General features: G+C 38.4%; 17 protein-coding genes. 15 read left to right on the top strand and 2 right to left on the bottom strand.

Annotated features, from left to right (window positions below; translation table 11 throughout):
• Positions 1 to 324 precede the first annotated feature (324 nt).
• The 11 genes from EJN67_RS08765 to EJN67_RS08715 all read left to right on the top strand — a co-directional run bounded on the left by EJN67_RS08765 (position 325) and on the right by EJN67_RS08715 (position 14,568).
• On the top strand, positions 325 to 1,788 hold the full coding sequence (locus EJN67_RS08765) for a lipopolysaccharide biosynthesis protein (RefSeq protein WP_129723954.1): 1,464 nt from the start codon (positions 325 to 327) through the stop codon (positions 1,786 to 1,788).
• A 21-nt stretch (positions 1,789 to 1,809) separates the two neighbouring features.
• Positions 1,810 to 3,141 (top strand): O-antigen ligase family protein, encoded by a 1,332-nt coding sequence (locus EJN67_RS08760; RefSeq protein WP_129723953.1) that lies wholly within the window; start codon positions 1,810 to 1,812, stop codon positions 3,139 to 3,141.
• 241 nt (positions 3,142 to 3,382) lie between these two features.
• The gene (locus EJN67_RS08755) at positions 3,383 to 5,140 is read left to right on the top strand and encodes a polysaccharide biosynthesis protein (protein ID WP_243641267.1); all 1,758 of its coding nucleotides are present in this window, start codon (positions 3,383 to 3,385) and stop codon (positions 5,138 to 5,140) included.
• Positions 5,141 to 5,154: 14 nt separating this feature from the next.
• Positions 5,155 to 6,486 carry a nucleotide sugar dehydrogenase gene (locus EJN67_RS08750; RefSeq protein WP_129723951.1) on the top strand — a complete coding sequence of 444 codons (1,332 nt, stop codon included), beginning with the start codon at positions 5,155 to 5,157 and terminating at the stop codon, positions 6,484 to 6,486.
• A 12-nt stretch (positions 6,487 to 6,498) separates the two neighbouring features.
• Positions 6,499 to 7,605, top strand: a complete 1,107-nt coding sequence (locus EJN67_RS08745; protein WP_129723950.1) for a DegT/DnrJ/EryC1/StrS family aminotransferase — start codon at positions 6,499 to 6,501, stop codon at positions 7,603 to 7,605.
• The gene (locus tag EJN67_RS08740) at positions 7,606 to 8,691 is read left to right on the top strand and encodes a Gfo/Idh/MocA family protein (RefSeq protein ID WP_129723949.1); all 1,086 of its coding nucleotides are present in this window, start codon (positions 7,606 to 7,608) and stop codon (positions 8,689 to 8,691) included.
• Positions 8,692 to 8,714: 23 nt separating this feature from the next.
• Positions 8,715 to 9,521: an acyltransferase gene (locus tag EJN67_RS08735; RefSeq protein WP_129723948.1), complete on the top strand. Its 807-nt coding sequence runs from the start codon at positions 8,715 to 8,717 to the stop codon at positions 9,519 to 9,521.
• Positions 9,475 to 11,748: a glycosyltransferase family 4 protein gene (locus EJN67_RS08730; RefSeq protein ID WP_129723947.1), complete on the top strand. Its 2,274-nt coding sequence runs from the start codon at positions 9,475 to 9,477 to the stop codon at positions 11,746 to 11,748. The genes EJN67_RS08735 and EJN67_RS08730 overlap by 47 nt, the downstream gene beginning before the upstream one ends.
• Positions 11,720 to 12,745 (top strand): glycosyltransferase family 2 protein, encoded by a 1,026-nt coding sequence (locus EJN67_RS08725; protein WP_129723946.1) that lies wholly within the window; start codon positions 11,720 to 11,722, stop codon positions 12,743 to 12,745. The genes EJN67_RS08730 and EJN67_RS08725 overlap by 29 nt, the downstream gene beginning before the upstream one ends.
• A 31-nt stretch (positions 12,746 to 12,776) precedes the next feature.
• Positions 12,777 to 13,958, top strand: a complete 1,182-nt coding sequence (locus EJN67_RS08720; RefSeq protein ID WP_129723945.1) for a DegT/DnrJ/EryC1/StrS family aminotransferase — start codon at positions 12,777 to 12,779, stop codon at positions 13,956 to 13,958.
• Positions 13,906 to 14,568, top strand: a complete 663-nt coding sequence (locus EJN67_RS08715; protein ID WP_243641266.1) for a sugar transferase — start codon at positions 13,906 to 13,908, stop codon at positions 14,566 to 14,568. Before EJN67_RS08720 ends, EJN67_RS08715 begins: the two co-directional genes overlap by 53 nt.
• On the opposite strand, the gene EJN67_RS08710 is transcribed toward EJN67_RS08715, so the two are convergent.
• Positions 14,521 to 15,663, bottom strand: coding sequence for an O-antigen ligase family protein (locus tag EJN67_RS08710; RefSeq protein ID WP_129723944.1), 1,143 nt, complete (start codon positions 15,661 to 15,663; stop codon positions 14,521 to 14,523). The two genes, EJN67_RS08715 and EJN67_RS08710, sit on opposite strands and share 48 nt — an antisense overlap.
• Before the next feature lie 93 nt (positions 15,664 to 15,756).
• Here EJN67_RS08710 and EJN67_RS08705 point away from each other — a divergent pair, with 93 nt between their 5' ends.
• Genes EJN67_RS08705 through rsmI form a run of 4 tightly spaced genes read left to right on the top strand, consistent with a single transcriptional unit; the run spans position 15,757 to position 18,717 of the window.
• On the top strand, positions 15,757 to 16,431 hold the full coding sequence (locus tag EJN67_RS08705; protein ID WP_129723943.1) for a cytochrome c biogenesis CcdA family protein: 675 nt from the start codon (positions 15,757 to 15,759) through the stop codon (positions 16,429 to 16,431).
• A gap of 26 nt (positions 16,432 to 16,457) precedes the next feature.
• Positions 16,458 to 17,093, top strand: coding sequence for a peroxiredoxin family protein (locus EJN67_RS08700; RefSeq protein WP_165000811.1), 636 nt, complete (start codon positions 16,458 to 16,460; stop codon positions 17,091 to 17,093).
• A 9-nt stretch (positions 17,094 to 17,102) separates the two neighbouring features.
• Positions 17,103 to 17,876, top strand: coding sequence for a tRNA1(Val) (adenine(37)-N6)-methyltransferase (locus tag EJN67_RS08695; RefSeq protein ID WP_129723941.1), 774 nt, complete (start codon positions 17,103 to 17,105; stop codon positions 17,874 to 17,876).
• Positions 17,863 to 18,717, top strand: a complete 855-nt coding sequence (gene rsmI, locus EJN67_RS08690; protein WP_129723940.1) for a 16S rRNA (cytidine(1402)-2'-O)-methyltransferase — start codon at positions 17,863 to 17,865, stop codon at positions 18,715 to 18,717. The genes EJN67_RS08695 and rsmI overlap by 14 nt, the downstream gene beginning before the upstream one ends.
• Positions 18,718 to 18,774: 57 nt before the next feature.
• Here rsmI and EJN67_RS08685 read toward each other — a convergent pair whose 3' ends face one another.
• On the bottom strand, positions 18,775 to 19,023 hold the full coding sequence (locus EJN67_RS08685; RefSeq protein WP_129723983.1) for an AbrB/MazE/SpoVT family DNA-binding domain-containing protein: 249 nt from the start codon (positions 19,021 to 19,023) through the stop codon (positions 18,775 to 18,777).
• Positions 19,024 to 19,265: the final 242 nt, after the last annotated feature.

The raw sequence follows: 19,265 nt of genomic DNA, 5'->3' as shown, positions 1-19,265 counted from the left end.
ACACATTAAAATCATTATTCTACAAAATTGTCTTTAAGTCAATATATAAACAGCCTTATAAAGTTTACAATTCTGTAACGTTTTTTAACAAATCCACTATTAAAAGCTTAACCGTTTGATGTTATAATACTATTGACCGAGGATAAGACTATTACAAATATAGTATATTTTAAACGAAAAATGAACATTACATGAATAATATATGAACAAAGCATAGGATGAGTTACTTTCAGTAATTTAATTGACTCTTCGGACAGTATATGATATGCTTCAATGGTTTTTTATAGTATATGAGTAGGTCAGGAAGGGTTGGATTTTATAGATATGAAAGATATAAGTAAGCATATAGTAAGCGGTTTTAAATGGGAAACCATATTAAAGATGCTTCAGCAGGCTGTGAGCTTTATAGTAAATATAATTATAATAAGGTTTTTGATGCCGGAGGATTATGGGCTTGTATCCCTTGTAGCTGTAGTTATGAATATACTGCTTGTAGTGGTTGATATGGGACTTAATACAGCCATTATTCAGAAAAAAAATATAGATAGGGGACATTTATCCACTGCATTTTTCATAAACATGGGAGTGGGAGTAGTTTTATTTGCCTTAATACAAGTTTTGTCACCTGTCATAGGGGAGTATTATAAAAAACCGCAGATGGTGCCATACCTCAAAACGTTTTCCGTTGTATTTATTATAAGGGCGGCATCATCTGTACAGGTGGCACTAACTGGTAGGGAGTTAAACTTTAAAAAGAGCACTATAATAAATATGATATCGGTATTTTTAGGTACTATCGTAAAGATAATACTGGCATATCTAGGATATGGTGTATGGAGCATAATATATGGGGAAATTGTATCCCAGATATGCATTACCATTATGTTCTGGATTGATACCGACTTTCATATATCCATATATGAGGTGAATGGCAGATATTTTAGGGATATTTTTAGATTTGGTATCAATGTAATGCTCATTAATCTGCTTACTATCGTAAGCCAGCAGATTGATATGGTGGTAATAGGCAGAATATTACCCTCTGTCAAGGTGGGATTATATTCCATTGCATTTAGTATATCTACTGGACTACCGGACCATATAAACAGCATTACTCAGAAAGTAATGTTTCCTGCTTTTTTGACGTTCCAGGATGATGATAAGGGTATTTCAGAGAGTTATTTTAAGCTTATAAAGTTTTTAGGGCTTGTTTCTCTGCCCATATGTGCAGGTATAATATTTGTAATTCCTGAGTTTACCAGTATAGTCCTTAAGGATAAGTGGATGCCTGCCGTGCCAATAATCCAAATATTGTGCATATATGCCATGTCAAACAGTTTAGGAGGAATATTGTGGGGTCAACTCTTGAAGGCCAAGGGGCATATAAGAACAGTAATATGGATGACCTGCATAAGGCTATGTAGCATGATAGTATTTATACTTATAGGTGCCCAATGGGGACTTTTGGGTATAGCTTGGTCGATTACCTTATATGGCTGGATATTCAGATTTTTGTACCAGGGCGTGGTAAATAGAATAATATATGCAGATATGGGTAATTTCATGCAATCAGTACTGCCGTCAATTGTGGCAACTGGTATAATGTCTATTGGGCTTATGTTTTTGAAACGCCTTTTAATTCTCGTAGAATTACCGGAACTTGCGATCATGCTGGCAACCATATTATTTGGTATATCCATATACGTGGCGGCTGTGTATATACTATACAAAAAAGACTTTTTAGCCCTTTGGCATAGCATAGGTGTACTTTTTAATAATGGACAGTAGCAAAAAGGGGAATGAGCAAAGATGGACTTGAGGGATAAAAAACAATTTAAGCACATAACAGGGATGTTTATAATAGTGACGGTATTTTTAATCTGGCTACAGATGATGCTGTCTTGCGATATTGTATACCATAAAGTAACTTTTGTGGTATCATGTATATTGTTTGCACTTTATGTGGTAATGGGGTTTGGAAAAATAAAGGATATATGGACTGAAAGAACTGGGGAGGAGAGAAGGCTAATAATCGCAATTATTGCATATATGGCAATAGATATTGTAGGTATTTTTTATTCACCTGTGCCCCTATTCGGAGCTTATAAGTACACTACCATATTGCCTATGGTATTTATGTGTATTATGATTATATCGATGTCTAGCGATTGTAGATGGCATGATTATGTATTTTTATCTATAGGATTGGCATCTTTATGTATATCCATATACTGCTATGGTGCTTATTTTTTTATGGACAGGTCGGGGCTTTTGTACCATAAACGTATATCACTTATAAAGGACTACAATGTATTTTCAACTTGTATATTGATGGGTATGTTGATGCTCCTTTATTATGCGGGCAGGATAGGTGAAGGTAAAGGTGAGGTATATATAATATCGCTACTAGTTTTTATTATAAATATGCCCGTAGTTATCCTAAGTGGCTCAAAGCGAGGATTTTTACTTGCAATATTTATATTGATCGGTTATATATACATAAAAAGACCTTGGCGGGATGGTAAAAAAGGTGTGGTATTTTTATGCGCTCTGTTGATTTTAGTGCCGTTATTTACAAGAAGTGTATCTTTAGCCCTACAAAAGACTTATTCTGAGGACTATAATGATAGTTTAAAGACAAGTGTTGATATACCAAAAGAGGTAAATATAAAGAGTAATTATAAAACCATATATAATGGTACTGCATTAGGTAAAAGACCTGCTATATGGAATATTGCTATAAAGGAGATATCATCTTTTAATATTTCTAGCCTTTTGACAGGAAATGGAACGGGGTATGATTGTTACATATATAACCAAAAATATACTGAAGAGATGGACAGGCTTTACGGGAATGGAAAGGCAGCTCAGTTAGGGAGCATGAGCCCACATAATGCATTTTTGAGTGATATGCTTAATGGTGGCATTATAAAGCTTTGTGTATCTATATACATATGGTATTGTGTATTTCTTAATCTGTATATCATGTACAAAAAAGGTTTACAACCTAAGGGCTTCATATATGCAATTGGTGCAGTATGGGCTATAATTTTCATAAACAGCATGATCTCAGGTAGCTATGGATATATATATACAAAGCCATTTTGGATATTTATAACACTTTTGTTTACAAATACTTAATGAAATTTAATAAAAAATTTATAAATTCTGAATAAAGTAGTGATATAATATTTGAGAAAAATTAAACAATGTAATGCCATTAAATTATCCGAGATGCCTATGTTCTATTGGAATGGGGTGGATTGATATAAATACGCGAAAAAGACGTTTAATGATGATTTTTATAGATATAGCAATAATAAACCTAGCTATAGGACTGGTGTTTTTTTTGCCTATATCACACAGGATTCCCTTAAAATATATGAAGGATTATTTTCTCTTTGCTGCCATAATGACTGCAGTATCGGTTATATCATCATTTTTTATGGGATTATACGAGAACATGTGGAAATATATAGGCATGATAGATGTAAAAAAGATTATAATATCAAACTTTCTAGGTTTTTTATCCGGCATTTTGGGTTTAAAGCTATTTAATTATTTCATACCTTGGCGTATGCTTATATATTCCGATATATCTGCTATGATCTTTATGGTTATAGCACGGCTTATATTGCACACCTACTACACAAGGCAGGACATAAAATACAGGGGATGTATATTAAATAGTATGACAAATGTAATGGTAATAGGTGGAGGAGATGCAGGGGCGATGGTAATACGGGAGCTTAAATGTCATCCTGAGCTCAGGATGAATCCTGTAGTTATAATAGATGATGATGAAAAAAAGCATGGAAGCAGGATATATGGTGTACCCATAGTAGGTGGACGTGATTGCATAGCAGAAGAGGTCGTAAAAAATACGATAAAGGAGATCATAATCTCCATGCCTTCAGCTCCTAAATCTGTTACGAGGGAGATAATAGAACTATGCACAGATACTAGATGTAAGGTAAAGATACTACCAGGTGTATTTGAACTTATAGACGGAAAGATTACCATAAGTCAACTTAGAGATGTAGAAATAGAGGATCTTTTAGGCAGGGAACCGATAGAGGTGGATTTAGATCAGATAGCAGGATATTTGCAGCACAAGGTAGTGATGGTAACTGGAGGCGGAGGATCCATAGGTTCAGAACTATGCAGGCAGATAGGGGCGTTTGCTCCTAGAAAACTAATAATCCTTGATATATATGAAAACAATGCATATTTCTTACAACAGGAATTGCTTAGTAGTTTTCCAAATCTCGACGTGCAGGTCATAATAGCTTCAGTTCGCGATAGACAGCGTATAGGCGATATATTTAAGTGGTATCATCCAGAGGTGGTGTTTCATGCTGCTGCCCATAAGCATGTACCGCTCATGGAGGAAAATCCTACTGAAGCCATAAAGAATAATATATTTGGTACGCTAAATGTGGCTAAGGCAGCGGACTATTACGGATGCAAAAAATTTGTACTCATATCTACTGATAAGGCTGTAAATCCCACCAATATCATGGGTGCTACCAAGAGGGTAGCAGAGATGATAATTCAGTCGCTAGATAAAAAGAGCAATACCACATTTACTGCAGTGAGGTTTGGAAATGTATTAGGAAGTAATGGGAGTGTTATTCCTTTGTTTAGAGCGCAGATAGCCAGGGGTGGACCAGTGACCGTCACCCATCCGGAGATCACCAGATTTTTTATGACCATTCCCGAGGCGGTTCAATTAGTAATACAAGCTGGGGCAATGGCACAGGGGCGGGAGCTTTTTGTACTGGACATGGGCAGGCCTGTAAAGATCGATACACTTGCAAGAAATTTCATACGGTTGTGTGGCTTTGAGCCGGACAAGGATATAAAGATCGTGTATACCGGACTTAGGCCGGGCGAGAAGCTATATGAAGAGCTTTTGACTTCTGAAGAGGGGCTTAAGACTACAAGACATAATAAAATATTTGTAGCAAGGATGGAGGATATAGAGTGGCAGGATTTTGAACGGGAACTTTTTAAGCTGTGGGCACTGCTATCAAGGCGTGGCTATGAGGATGTGATACGGCAGATGAAAAAATTGGTGCCTACTTATCGATGTAGCGAACATATTATTCAGGATGAAAACTTTAAAGTAAAGTTTTGAGGAGGTAAATGAAAATGGGTGTGGTAAACAGTAAATTAGGCTCAAAATTGCTTGAGAAGATAAATAGTAAAAGGGCTATAGTAGGGGTGGTAGGGCTAGGATATGTAGGCCTTCCATTAGCTGTAGAAAAGGCCAAAGCCGGTTATCATGTTATAGGCTTTGACGTACAGAAGAAACGGGTAGATATGGTGAACGCAGGTATAAATTATATAGGGGATGTAGTGAATGAGGAATTGTCCGATATAATAGGACATAAGAAATTTGAGGCTACTACAGATTATGATTATATAGGTAGGGTAGATGCCGTAGCCATATGTGTACCTACTCCCCTTGATAAATATCAACAACCCGATGTATCATATGTGATATCCTCTACAAGGGAGATAGCTAAAAGGCTACATCCGGGTATGCTGATAGTGCTGGAGAGTACTACATACCCCGGGACTACGGAAGAGGTGGTAAAGCCAATATTGGAGGAGACAGGACTTAGATGTGGCAAGGATTTTTTTCTGGCTTTTTCTCCTGAACGTGTGGATCCAGGTAATAGGCATTATAACACCAAAAATACTCCCAAGGTAGTAGGGGGGTGCACCGAAGAATGTACTGAAATAGCTGCTGCAATGTACAGAAATGTATTGGAAGGTGAAATATTCAAGGTGTCCAGCCCACGGGTAGCCGAGATGGAAAAGATACTTGAAAATACGTTTAGAAATATAAACATAGCCCTAGCGAATGAAATGGCTGTATTATGCAATAAAATGGGAATAGATGTATGGGAGGTAATAGATGCTGCCAGTACCAAGCCATATGGTTTTATGCCATTTTATCCTGGCCCTGGTCTTGGGGGACATTGTATACCAATCGATCCTTTTTACCTGACATGGAAGGCGCGGGAGTATGACTATCATACCCGGCTTATAGAACTTGCCGGGGAGATAAACAATTATATGCCTGAATTTGTAGTAGAGCGGGCAATGAAGCTTTTAAATGATCATAAAAAGGCACTTAATGGTGCGAGGGTGTTGCTACTTGGTGTGGCATATAAAAATGATATCGATGATCTAAGGGAATCTCCTGCTTTGAAGGTAATAGCCCATCTAGAAGAGGCGCATGCCAATATCTATTATCATGATCCATATATACCAAATTTTACGATAAACAATAGGGAATATAGCTCCATAGAGCTTACTGAAGAAGTGATAAAGAATTCAGATATCATAATAATTACTACTGCCCATAACTGTATAGACTATCAATGGGTGGTGGATAACGCCAAGCTTGTATTTGATACTAGAGGGGCAACGAGGGACATAGCTGATAATGAAGGCAAGGTATTCAAAATTTAAGGGGTGATATATTTGAATATACCTTTGGTTAATTTAAAAAGGCAAAGCGATAGACTGCGGGATGAGATACATGCATCCCTTGATAGGGTAATAGATAGTGGTCAATTTATAATGGGAGACGAAGAAAAGACATTTGAAAAGGAGATAGCATCTTTTGTAGGTACCACATATGGAATAGGGGTAGGTAATGGTACCGATGCATTGATTATGGCATTAAGGGCATTGAATATTGGACCGGGAGATGAGGTTATAACCTCCCCATTTACTTTTTTTGCATCGGCTGAAAGTATATCCAGTGTAGGGGCAACTCCGGTTTTTGTAGACATATCACCTGATACATATTGTATGGACGTAGATATGCTCTATGATGCAATAACGCCGCGAACCAAGGCTATAATACCTGTTCATATATTTGGTCATATGGTGGACATGAAAAAGCTTATGGAGATTGCAAAGGCCCGTAACTTGGCAGTAATAGAGGATGCATGTCAGGCCATAGGAGCAACTCAGGATTGTATGAGGGCGGGAGCCATAGGGGATGCAGGTTGCTTTTCATTTTTCCCTACCAAGAATCTAGGAGGTATGGGAGATGGGGGTATGGTAGTTACCAATCGTAAGGATATGGACGATGCTGTGCGTATGTTTAGGGTTCATGGCAGCCGTAGAAAATACCACAATGAATGTATAGGCTATAATAGCAGGCTTGATGAACTGCAGGCAGCCATTCTAAGGGTAAAGCTAAGGTATCTTAGTGGCTGGGAGAAAAAGCGCCGATATAGGGCGAGAATTTATAATGAAGAATTAAAAAATTTGCCAATAAAGCTGCCAATAGAGCTAGATGAGTATAGGCATGTATATCATCTGTACGTAATAGGGTGTGATGAACGGGATGGATTAATGTCCTATTTAAAGGATAAGGGTATAGGCTGTGGTGTATATTATCCATTGCCTTTGCATCTTTTACCCGTATATAGAAATTTGGGATATGGAATAGGCAGGCTAAAAAATGCCGAGGGGGCAGCTATTACGACTCTGGCGATTCCACTGTGTCCTGAATTAAATGATCTGGAACAAGAATATGTAATAGATTCAATAAAGGAATTTTATGGGGTGAAGTAATTGAAGGATAGACTAAATTTTGCAGTGATAGGCTGTGGCAGGATATCAGGAAAGCATATGGAAGGTATAGCCAAAAATCGTGATCGTGCAGTACTCAAAGCGGTATGCGATATTATACCTGAAAAGATGGATGGGGCGATAGACAAATACAATAGATTTATGGGAGAGTATATTAAGGTATCAAAATACAGGGATTATGAGAAACTCCTGTTGGATCCTGATATAGATATAGTTACTGTAGCTACCGAAAGTGGATATCATGCACGGATTGCAATAGACGCCCTTGAGGCGGGAAAACATGTGGTGGTTGAAAAGCCCATGGCATTATCCATAAAGGATGCTGATGCCATGATAGATGCAGCTGACAGAAATGGTAGAAAGCTTTGTGTGTCTTTTCAAAACAGATATAACAAGGCGGTTAAAAAGACCAGGGAGGCGTATGAAGCCGGAAGATTTGGAAGGATGCTCCATGGAGTAGCCAGCATAAGATGGAACAGAGGAGATGAGTATTACAGTCAGGCTGCCTGGAGGGGTACGTGGGCCTTGGATGGGGGTGCCCTTATGAATCAGTGCACCCATAATATAGATCTCATTCAATGGTTTTTCGGTCCAGTAGATACGGTATATGCCCAAACTGATACCTTCCTAAGGCCTATTGAAGGAGAGGATACAGGTGCAGTTATTATCCGCTTTAAAAGTGGTGCCATAGGAATAATAGAGGGGAGCGTTTGTGTATATCCACATAATCTAGAGGAGACATTAAACCTATTTGGTGAGAAGGGTACTGTGTGTTTAGGAGGTATGTCTTTAAATCATGTGGAAACATGGAAGTTTGGTGATGGGATTGATACTGAGGAGTATATAATAAAAAATTATGGTGAGAACCCTGAAAATGTATATGGGTTTGGTCATGCACCCCTTTTTGCAAATATGATAGATGGAGTGCTTGAGGGTAAAGCCCTGCATATAGACGGGCGGGAGGGGAAAAAGGCGCTTGAGATAATACTTGCAGCCTATAAATCCTCCATGACAGGTGAACCGGTGAAACTACCCCTCAAAGATTTTGCCACTACCGATATGAAATAGGAGATATGTTTAAGGAGGTCTACATGAATCAGATATCTTCATCGGCTAAGATAGGCCGAAATGTAAATATAGGTTTTTTTACCGTTATAATGGATGATGTGGAGATAGGTGATAACTCAGTTATAGGTAATCATGTGATAATATACCCCAATACCATAATAGGAGCGGGAGTAAGGATAGATGATGGAGCAGTACTGGGTAAGCTTCCCATGCGGGCTGTAAATAGTACCTTAAAACTTTATGCTACTTTACCACCTGCCATAATAGGAGCAGGATCCATAATAGGTACCTATGGGATAGTATATAGGGGTGCCAAACTGGATGAAGGAGTTATGGTGGCCGATGGTGCATCTGTAAGGGAGGGGACTTCAATAGGTCAGCACACCATAATAGGACGCAGCGTTACTGTTGAAAACAGCTCATATGTTGGTGAGTATTGTAAGATAGAGACGGGAGCATATATAACTGCATATTCACATATAGAAGATCATGTGTTTGTAGCGCCGGGGGTGGTAACCTCAAATGATAACTTTGCAGGGCGTACCAAGGACAGATCTAAATATTATAGAGGAGTAACTGTAGAGCAGGGGGGCAGAATCGGCGCCCAGGCTACCATATTGCCAGGAAAGGTCATAGGTGCAGATGGATTTGTAGGGGCAGGGAGTGTTCTTACCCATGATGCAGACAGTGGAATGGTATATACGGGCAATCCGGCTAAAAAGTTAAGACCTGTGCCAGAAGCAGAGCTACTTAAAAATCAGGACTATATGGAGGAAAAGGATCATGCCCAAAAGGGTAGCAATGATAGTTTTAAACGAATTCAGGAATGATTCACGGGTTATAAAGGAGGCTTCGGCCCTTAAAAATGCCGGATATAAGGTAAAGGTATTTGCCTTATGGGGTGAGGGGCTTTTACAACAGGAAGAGATGGAGGGGTTTGAAGTAGAGAGGATACCACTTAGAACCCGTAGTTGGTCTAAAAACCCCGCCATGCAGGCGTTTAAATATATAGAATTTTGGAACAGGTCAAGACACAGGATAATAAAATGGCATCCTAATATAGTACATTGTCATGATCTAAATACCCTCCCCATAGGCAGGGGAGTAGCAAAACGTACAGGGGCAGAGCTTGTATATGATTCCCATGAGCTATGGAGTGATCCTGTGCATAAGATGGGCATGCCAAAGCTGTTTTTAGATATGGGTATTAACATGGAAAAAGGTCTTATAAAAAAGGCAGATGGGACTATAACCGTATGCAAATCCATATCTGATTATCTATCAAAACTCTATGATGTGGCACCTCCGGTGGTAGTGAAGAATGTGCCAATTAGTATGTCTATAGGGAAGAGCGATCTATTAAGGCAGGAGTTTGGTATCCCTAAGGATAGGCGGATAATCATATACCAGGGAAACATGACCAAGGGGAGGGGACTGTTTAATCTGGTAAAGGCTATGTCATATGTAGATGGGGCTGTATTAGTATTGATGGGACGAGGTAATATTATCTCTGAATTAAAATCATCTGCAAGAGATCTTGGACTATTGGATAAGATATATTTTAAGGAGGCAGTACCTCCGGGGGAGGTGCTTTTATATACTGCTTCGGCAGATATAGGAGTATCACCTATAGAGAATGTATGTCTTAGTTATTATTATTGTCTGCCAAATAAGCTGTTTGAGTATATATTATCGGGCATACCCGTATGTAGCAGTGATTTTCCAGAGATGTCTAAGATAGTAAAGGGACATGATATAGGTGAGGTCTTTGATCCTGATGATCCTGAGGATATGGGTAGGGCCTTAAATGATGTGTTAGATAGATATACCCATTATAAGGAGAATGTAGAGCGAACGAAGGGTGTATATAGCTGGGAACAGGAACAGCAAAGGCTACTTGAGCTGTATGATAGGTTGTCAAGGCCTAAAGTGCTCATGATGAGCTCAGTGCATCCATGGGACGACCCGAGATTACTTCATAAGGAGGCAGTATCACTCTCTAAGGTATATAATGTGCAGCTATATGCTGTAGCACCGTTTAAGAGAAATAGATACAATGATGTGGATGTATTTGGTCTACCAGAGTTTAAAAGCAGAAAGAGACGTATTAAGAATATAGTAAGGCTTTTGGGTGTATCCTTAAGGAGCAGGGCGGAAGTGGTGCATTTTCATGACCCTGAGTTATTGCCTGTGGGCATGCTGATCAAAAAATGGACTGATAAAAAGGTAATATATGATGTGCATGAGGATTATGAAAAGGCCATTTTGTCAAAATTCTGGATAAAAGAGCATAGACGAAGGCGCATAGGCAGGAAATTTAGAAACTTTGAAAGGAAGGTATCACCAAAGTTTGATGCGATAATAACGGTAACGGATGATATTGCAAAAAAATTTCCTAGAGATATGACATATCTTGTGCGTAATTATCCATTGGATGTGCCTTTTAATGGTGCAAAAAAGTTCGATGGAGACATACAGCTTATATATGTAGGGGCCCTTACCAGGGTACGTGGTATAAAAGAATTGGTAGAGGCTATGGATTATATAGAGAGTGATAGAAATGTGCGGTTGCTATTGGTTGGAAGTTTTGATGAGGACGCCTTTGAGGATGAGATAAGGTCACTGGCTCATGACCGCAATGTAGCCTTTACTGGCAGGGTAGGACATGACAGGATATATGACTATTTAAATGACAGTCATATGGGCTTGGTATGTTTAAAGCCGGCAGAGCAGTATATTACTTCGCTGCCTGTTAAGATGTTTGAATACATGGCTGCGGGATTACCTGTAGTATGCTCCGATTTTCCACTTTGGAGATCTATAGTAGAGGGAGATGATTGTGGAGTAGTAGTAAATCCTGTTGATCCTAGGGATATAGGAATGACGATAACAGAACTTTTAAGGGTACCTGAACGTCTATATAATATGGGGTTAAAATCCAGGCGGGCATATGAAAAAAAATACAGTTGGTATGACCAGGAGTATGTGCTTTTATCGGTGTATGAAAGGCTTATAAAGGAGGGACAGCATGAAGGTATCGGTGATAGTACCCATTAGGAATGAAGAGGTGCATATAAGGGAGTGTTTAGACTCCATATTGTCCCAGGATTATCCCCGTGAATGTATGGAGATATTGGTAATTGACGGTATGTCCGATGATAATACAAGGGGGATAATACAAGATGAATATCTGACTAAGTTTTCTAACGTGAGTTTGTTGGATAATCCTAAAAAGACTGCTCCAACTGCCATGAATATAGGCATACGAAGGTCTTTGGGTGATATTATAATACGTATGGACGGGCATAGCTATATGGATAGGGATTTTGTTAAAAATGCAGTAGATATTCTAAATAAGAAGCCCTATATAGATTGTGTAGGTGGCCCTATTGAGAGTATAAATGAGGATTATAAGTCCCAGGCCATATCCCTTGCCATGAGTTCACCATTTGGGGTAGGAAATGCTAAGTTTAGGTATTCCAAGGAGGAACAGCTTGTGGATACGTTGGCATTTGGAGCATATAGGCGGGAGGTGTTTGAACGGATAGGGCTATTTGATGAGGAGCTTGTAAGAAATCAAGATGATGAGCTTAATTTCCGCCTTGTAAAATCGGGAGGTAAGATACTTTTAAGTCCTTTTATAAGATCGTTTTATTATACCCGGTCCTCCTTTGGAAAGCTGTGGAAACAGTATTATCAATATGGTTTTTGGAAGGTAAAGGTGATAAAAAAGCATCATCAGGTGCCTAGTTTGAGAAGCCTTATACCTATGGCATTTGTGATGGGACTTTTAGTGAGTGCTTTTATATCCTTTTTTTATACGCCCTTTAGGTGGTTATTGTTTTTAATATGTATAAGCTATGGGATGGGGAATATTATATCTGCGTCCATTATATGCACAAGGGAAGGCTGGAAATATTTTTTTATGCTTATATTTGCCTTTTTCATACTGCATTTTAGCTATGGACTAGGCTTTTTAGATGGACTTTGGCGTTTTTGTGTAATGCAGGGGCGAGGCATGCAATCTGATAAGCATAATGGTTTAACTAGATGAGGAAAGATAGCATATATGGAGGAATAAAAGAGTGAATAATTTTAGAAAACGTGATGATTTTTTGCCATATGCCCTTCCAACAATAGGGCAGCAGGAGATAGATGAAGTAGTGGATACATTAAAATCTGGTTGGATTAGCAAGGGACCTAAAACGGACAAGCTGGAGAAAAAATTTTGTGAGTTTATAGGCTGCAAAAATGCAATAGCATTAAATTCATGTACTGCAGGATTGCACTTGGCCCTTTTATCTGCAGGGATAGGTTCGGGAGATGAGGTTATAACAAGCACCCTTACATTTGCTTCATCTGCAAATACTATAATACACACTGGTGCAAGGCCGGTATTGGTGGATGTGGATCCTCTAACTGGAAATATGGATCCAAACAAGCTAGAGGAGAAAATAACGGACCGGACAAAGGCCATTGTGCCTGTACATTATGCAGGTCAGGCATGCGATATGGACGATATAATGTATATAGCAAAGCGTCATAATCTTTTTGTATCAGAGGATGCAGCCCATGCATTATATACAACCTATAGGGGAAAAAATATAGGTACTATAGGTAATACTACATCCTTTAGTTTCTATGCCACTAAGAATATTACTACCGGAGAGGGTGGCATGTTAGTTACCGATGATGATGAACTGGCAGAACGGGCAAGGGTTATGAGCCTCCATGGAATGAGCAGGAATGCATGGAATAGGTATTCGGATACTGGATCATGGTATTATGAGGTAGAATATCCGGGTTATAAGTATAATATGACCGATATACAGGCCTCTCTAGGACTACATCAACTAGATAGATTGGAGGAGTTTCAGAAGAGGCGGGAGTTGTATGCTAGGATGTATAACGATGCATTTGGAGACATGGATGCTATAGAGGTGCCTTATGTAAAGAATTATGGACGCCATGCATGGCATTTGTATGTGATACGTATAAATGAGGATAGTCTAAATATAGATCGGAATGCCTTTATAGAGGAGCTAAAGGCAAGAAATATAGGGGTTAGCGTGCACTTTATTCCTATTCACCTTCATCCATATTACAGGGATAGGTATGGCTATAAGGCGGGAGATTTTCCAGTAGCAGAAGATATATACAGGCGTATAATTTCTCTGCCTTTATATCCCAAGATGACACAGGAGGATGTTTGCTATGTCATTGATGCCGTTAGAGACATCGCAGAAAAATATGGGAAAAGGGCCTGAACCGGGATTTTATGTGCGAATTGGCAAGAGAATCTTTGATCTGTTAATTGCTATACCTGTATTTATAATTTTACTTCCGATTATGATCATAATTGGTATAATAATAAAATGTGATTCTCAAGGGACTGTTATATTCAAGCAAAAAAGGGCAGGGCTTTATGGCAATCCATTTATAATATATAAATTTCGTACTATGACAATGGGTGCTGATAGGGGATTTAAACTCAATATAGATCAGGAAAAACTGGATGAATTTATATTTCAAAGCGAGGATGACGGTAGGATAACGGGGGTAGGTGCATTCCTTCGCAGAACGAGTTTAGATGAGCTGCCCCAGCTATGGAATGTAATAAAGGGTGATATGAGTCTCATAGGCCCCCGCCCGGAGATTTTTGAAGTGGTTTATAGATATACCGGTTATCATAGGCAGAGGTTGAATGTAAAGCCGGGAATTACAGGGCTAGCCCAGGTAATGGGGCGGGGTGAGCTTACCCTTGGTGAGACGGTGGAATATGATCTAAAGTATATAGAACGCCTGTCATTTAAAGAGGATATATGGATATTATGGCGTACTATTGGTGTCGTTTTCACTGGACAAGGGGCCAGGTGATTTTGTTGCCTTTTCTATCACAAAAGGTATTACTATTACTGTCAGAAATATAAGGGATGTTTGAGCTCCTATCATGGTGATATCGGTAATGCCATGTATAAGGGAGGCTACAAGTATAGAGAGTACAGCTGCCCCAATTTGCGGGTAGCTGCTATTTTTTATGCAGAAAAGGCAGCTCTTTATGACACGTCCAAACATCCAAATTATAGATACTATGCCTAAGATGCCAAATTCAAGCCAAAGATTTAAGTACATATTATGTGAGTGGGGGGCATATACTCCGTATTTCGGTGCAAACCATAGAAATGATAAAAAGCCCCGCCCCCATAATGGATTTTCCTTTATGCCTATTATGGCTACATTCCAGTAAAGCCTACGCTGATCAATATTTTTACCAATTACGCTGAACCTAGGAATTAAATTTGGGTTTATATATATACTTATTAGTCCTGCAAAAAGCATACATGCAGTAAATATGATAAAGGTGCGATTTTTAGTGATCACAAAATAAAATATAATAGCTACTGCAACGGCAAATATGGCAGTACGACAGCCGGTAAGGTATAGGGCAACTATATTTAGAAGATTTATTACCCACATAATTAACTTTTCATTTCTAGATTTAATATGGGGGTAGATACTTAAAGTCAGTATAAATATTATTTCCAAGATGTAGGCATAATAATTTGCATTATAAAACGTAGATATTATACGATCCTGTACTAGAGAGATAAATGCCTTTTGTAGAAACCCTATTATGGCACTTATAAAGCTTAGGAAAATCATAATTTTTATAAGGGGAATAATTTGATTTTCCTTTAGAGAATATTCTACATATACGCCAAATATGATATAGGCTAATATTATAATTAGGGTGGCTATTATATTTATGTAATTTTTACATATTATTGCTCCCAACAGACTGGATGCCAAAAATAGCATGCCTGGGGCAAAGAACGATGAATTTACAATAATTTTTGTGTTACCACTCCATAACTGGTTTATAAATGACTTAAAAAAGATTATAACTGCAATTGGAGCAGTAAATGGCGAAATCCATATACACAATATGCAAAAAATAGTTACTTTGTCCATGATGTATTTCCTCCAATCAATTTATTATAACATAATGGAAGAGAAGAACAATACGCATATTTGTATGGAAAATATTAACTGGGAGGTTTGCTAATGAAAGGAAGTCTAACTTTTGTCGCTGTTTTTTTTGAGGGCTTGGCATCTTTTCTATCTCCATGTATACTTCCGCTTATACCTGCGTATATTACTTATTTGGCAGGGCAGTCGGCTCAGGATATTATAGATGATGCTCAAGGTCGTAAGAGGCTTATTATAAACTCCATAGGATTTGTAGCAGGTTTTTCATTGATGTTTATCGTTTTAGGGGCTGTGGCCACATCTGTAGGCAGATTTTTGCAGCAACATCGATATGTAATATCAAAGATAGGTGGTATTATTGTAATATTTTTTGGCGTTTTTCAGTCCGGTCTGGTGCCTATACCATTTTTAAACTATGAAAAGCGTTTAAATGTGATGCCAAAGGGTATAAGCTTTGCTTCCTCATTTTTAATGGGATTGGTCTTTTCCATTGGTTGGACACCCTGTGTAGGACCACTACTTGCATCTGTGCTTATAATGGCAGGAAATGCTGCTACCGTTTCTTTCGGAATGGGTCTTTTGGCTGTATATGCACTTGGACTTGCGCTCCCCTTTATCCTGATCGCTTTAATGCTCGATATTATATGGGGGCATATAAGGGGATTATATAAATATATGGGTACCATAAAGCTTATAAGCGGCATTGTACTTATATTATTAGGGGTGCTGATGCTTATTGGCATAATTTAACGAAATATATGAGAGGTGATCTATTCATGAAAAAGCATACAAAGTTTTTTATAATGTTAATGATTATAGTGGTGATGATGGGGCTTATAGCGTGTACTTCTGGGAAAAAGGATAATAGGGATAAAGATATGGAACTAGACCAGCAGGATAACGATAATAAAGATACTGCAGATCTTTTAGAAGGGTATGACTATCTTGTGATAGATGAGCCTATCGAGGATTTTGAACTGAAGGATTTGGAAGGTAATATCGTTAAATTATCCGATTATAATGGCAAGGTAGTATTTTTAAATTTCTGGGCGACATGGTGTCCTCCCTGTAAGGCAGAAATGCCACATATGCAGGAATTGCATCATGAATATGTAGATAAGGATGCAGCAGTCTTAGCAATAAGTTCTACAAATATAGAATTGAAAGGGGGAGACGATGTTAAACGGGCTAAAGGTGGCGTGTCTAAATTTATTGAAAGGCAAAAATACACCTTCCCTGTATTACTTGATGAGGATAGTCATATAGCCCAAAGGTATAATCAAATATATCCTCTCTCCGGTATACCTACCACATTTATTATTGACAAAGAGGGTACTATTCGATATGTTAGAGTAGGTCCCTTCATTGATAAGAAACAGATGGAGGCCTTTATAAAACTTGCACAGGAGTAAAAACTAACTATGGAATTGATAATGAAAGATGGGGAAAGAATAGATGATTTGCAACTCAAAGGGCTTAGGATAATACAGGATAAGTCAAAGTTTTGCTTTGGTACCGATGCCATACTCCTATCATCATTTGCAAGGGTAAATAGCGGCGATATGGTGGCTGATCTAGGGACTGGGACGGGGATAATACCCATATTGCTATGCGGCAAAACCAATGCTAGGTATATACGTGGAATAGAGATACAGCATGATATGGTGGATATGGCTAGACGTAGTGTAGCGTTAAATGAACTTGAGGATAGGGTGGATATATCGGAAGGTGACATAAAGATTGCCCACGCATATTTGGAAGCTGGTAGCTTTGATGTGGTGGTATCCAATCCACCATACAAAAAGGTAGGCAGTGGCATAGTAAACCCAAATGATAAAAAGGCTATAGCCCGCCATGAAATATTATGCACGCTTAAGGATGTAATATCAGCAGCTAGTCGCCTTTTGCGGTTTGGCGGGAGATTTTCTATGGTTCATAGGCCAGATAGACTTATTGATATAGTATGTGGAATGCGTGAGTACAATATTGAGCCCAAACGCATACAGATGGTGCATAAAAATCAGTCGAAGCCTCCAAGTTTGGTGCTTATAGAAGGTATACTTGGAGGTAAACCATCTATTGACTGCCTCCCGCCCCTTTTTATATATGATGAGGAGGGCAACTATACACCTCAATTGTGCAAAATATATGGAATAGATATGAAAAGCAAGGTGAATTATAATGGACAGCAGTAAAGGAATGCTATACCTATGTGCAACTCCCATAGGCAATCTTGATGATATAACACTTAGGGCTTTAAAGGTATTGAAGATGGTTGATTATATAGCAGCTGAGGATACCCGTCGTACCATAAAGCTACTTAACTATTTTGATATACAAAAGCCCCTTATAAGTTATCATGAGCATAACAAACAAAAAAGCGGAGAGCATATAGTAGAACTTTTGAAGGATGGCTATAATGTGGCCTTGGTCACCGATGCAGGGATGCCCGGTATATCTGATCCAGGGTATGACCTAAATATCATGGCATATGAAAATGGGGTATCTACTACCATAATACCTGGTGCTAGTGCAGGTATAAGCGCTTTGGTGCTATCAGGGCTGCCTACAGATAGATTTGTGTTTGAGGGTTTTTTATCTGTAGATAAAAAAGAGCGAAAAACTCGTCTAGAAGAGATAAGGGACGAAAAACGGACCATTATACTATACGAAGCCCCACATAGGCTTTTAAGGACATTAAAGGATCTGAAGGATATGCTTGGGAATCGGCCGATTGCAGTAGTAAGGGAGCTTACAAAAGTATATGAAGAAGTGCTTAGGATGGATATTGAAGGTACACTAGAGTATTTCAGTCAAAAACCGCCTAAGGGTGAATTTGTTCTGGTAATAGAAGGGGCAGAGGATACTAAAGAAAATTCTTTTGATGATATAAGCATAGAGGAGCATATAAAGGATTACATATCCATGGGTATTAGCAAGAAGGATGCAATAAAGAGGGTGGCTAAGGATAGGGGGATTCCTAAAAGCCAGGTTTATAAATACGGAATTGGAATTTCGGATATAAAAGATAAATAAAAAAGCAGCGATTTTCGCTGCTTTTGTAGAAAAATGTCGAATTTAGATGTTTAATAATTATATGTCCTTTTCTTTAAGCTCTGCAAGGCAATTTTTGCAGATGTTTTTGCCTTTGTAAACCTGTACATCCCTTGCATCTTCACAGAAAATACAAGCAGGTTGGTACTTTTTAAGTATTATTTGTTCTCCGTCTACATAAATTTCAAGGGCATCTTTTTGCTCTATTCCAAGTGTGCGCCTAAGCTCGATTGGAATAACCACCCTTCCTAATTCATCTACTTTTCTTACAATTCCTGTTGATTTCATCATTTTCTCCCTCCATTATATAAATACAAAATTCGACATAGACTCCGTATTTATATTACCAATAATTCCAATTACAGTCAACCCATTTTTTAAAAATTTTTTAAAAAATTTTTAAATCTAAATTGCAATATTAAATGCAACACTTTTGAGAAAATCATACTTATCCATTTACTTCCTCTTGTCAAGGGGAGGGTGGAGATTTTCGAGTGTATACGAGAAAATACTACCCAACCTTGACAACG

The sequence above is a fragment of the Xylanivirga thermophila genome, assembly GCF_004138105.1.
GTDB classification, from domain to species: domain Bacteria; phylum Bacillota; class Clostridia; order Caldicoprobacterales; family Xylanivirgaceae; genus Xylanivirga; species Xylanivirga thermophila.
Note: the sequence above shows the minus strand (reverse complement) of the source record. Positions and strands in the feature narration are given on the sequence as shown.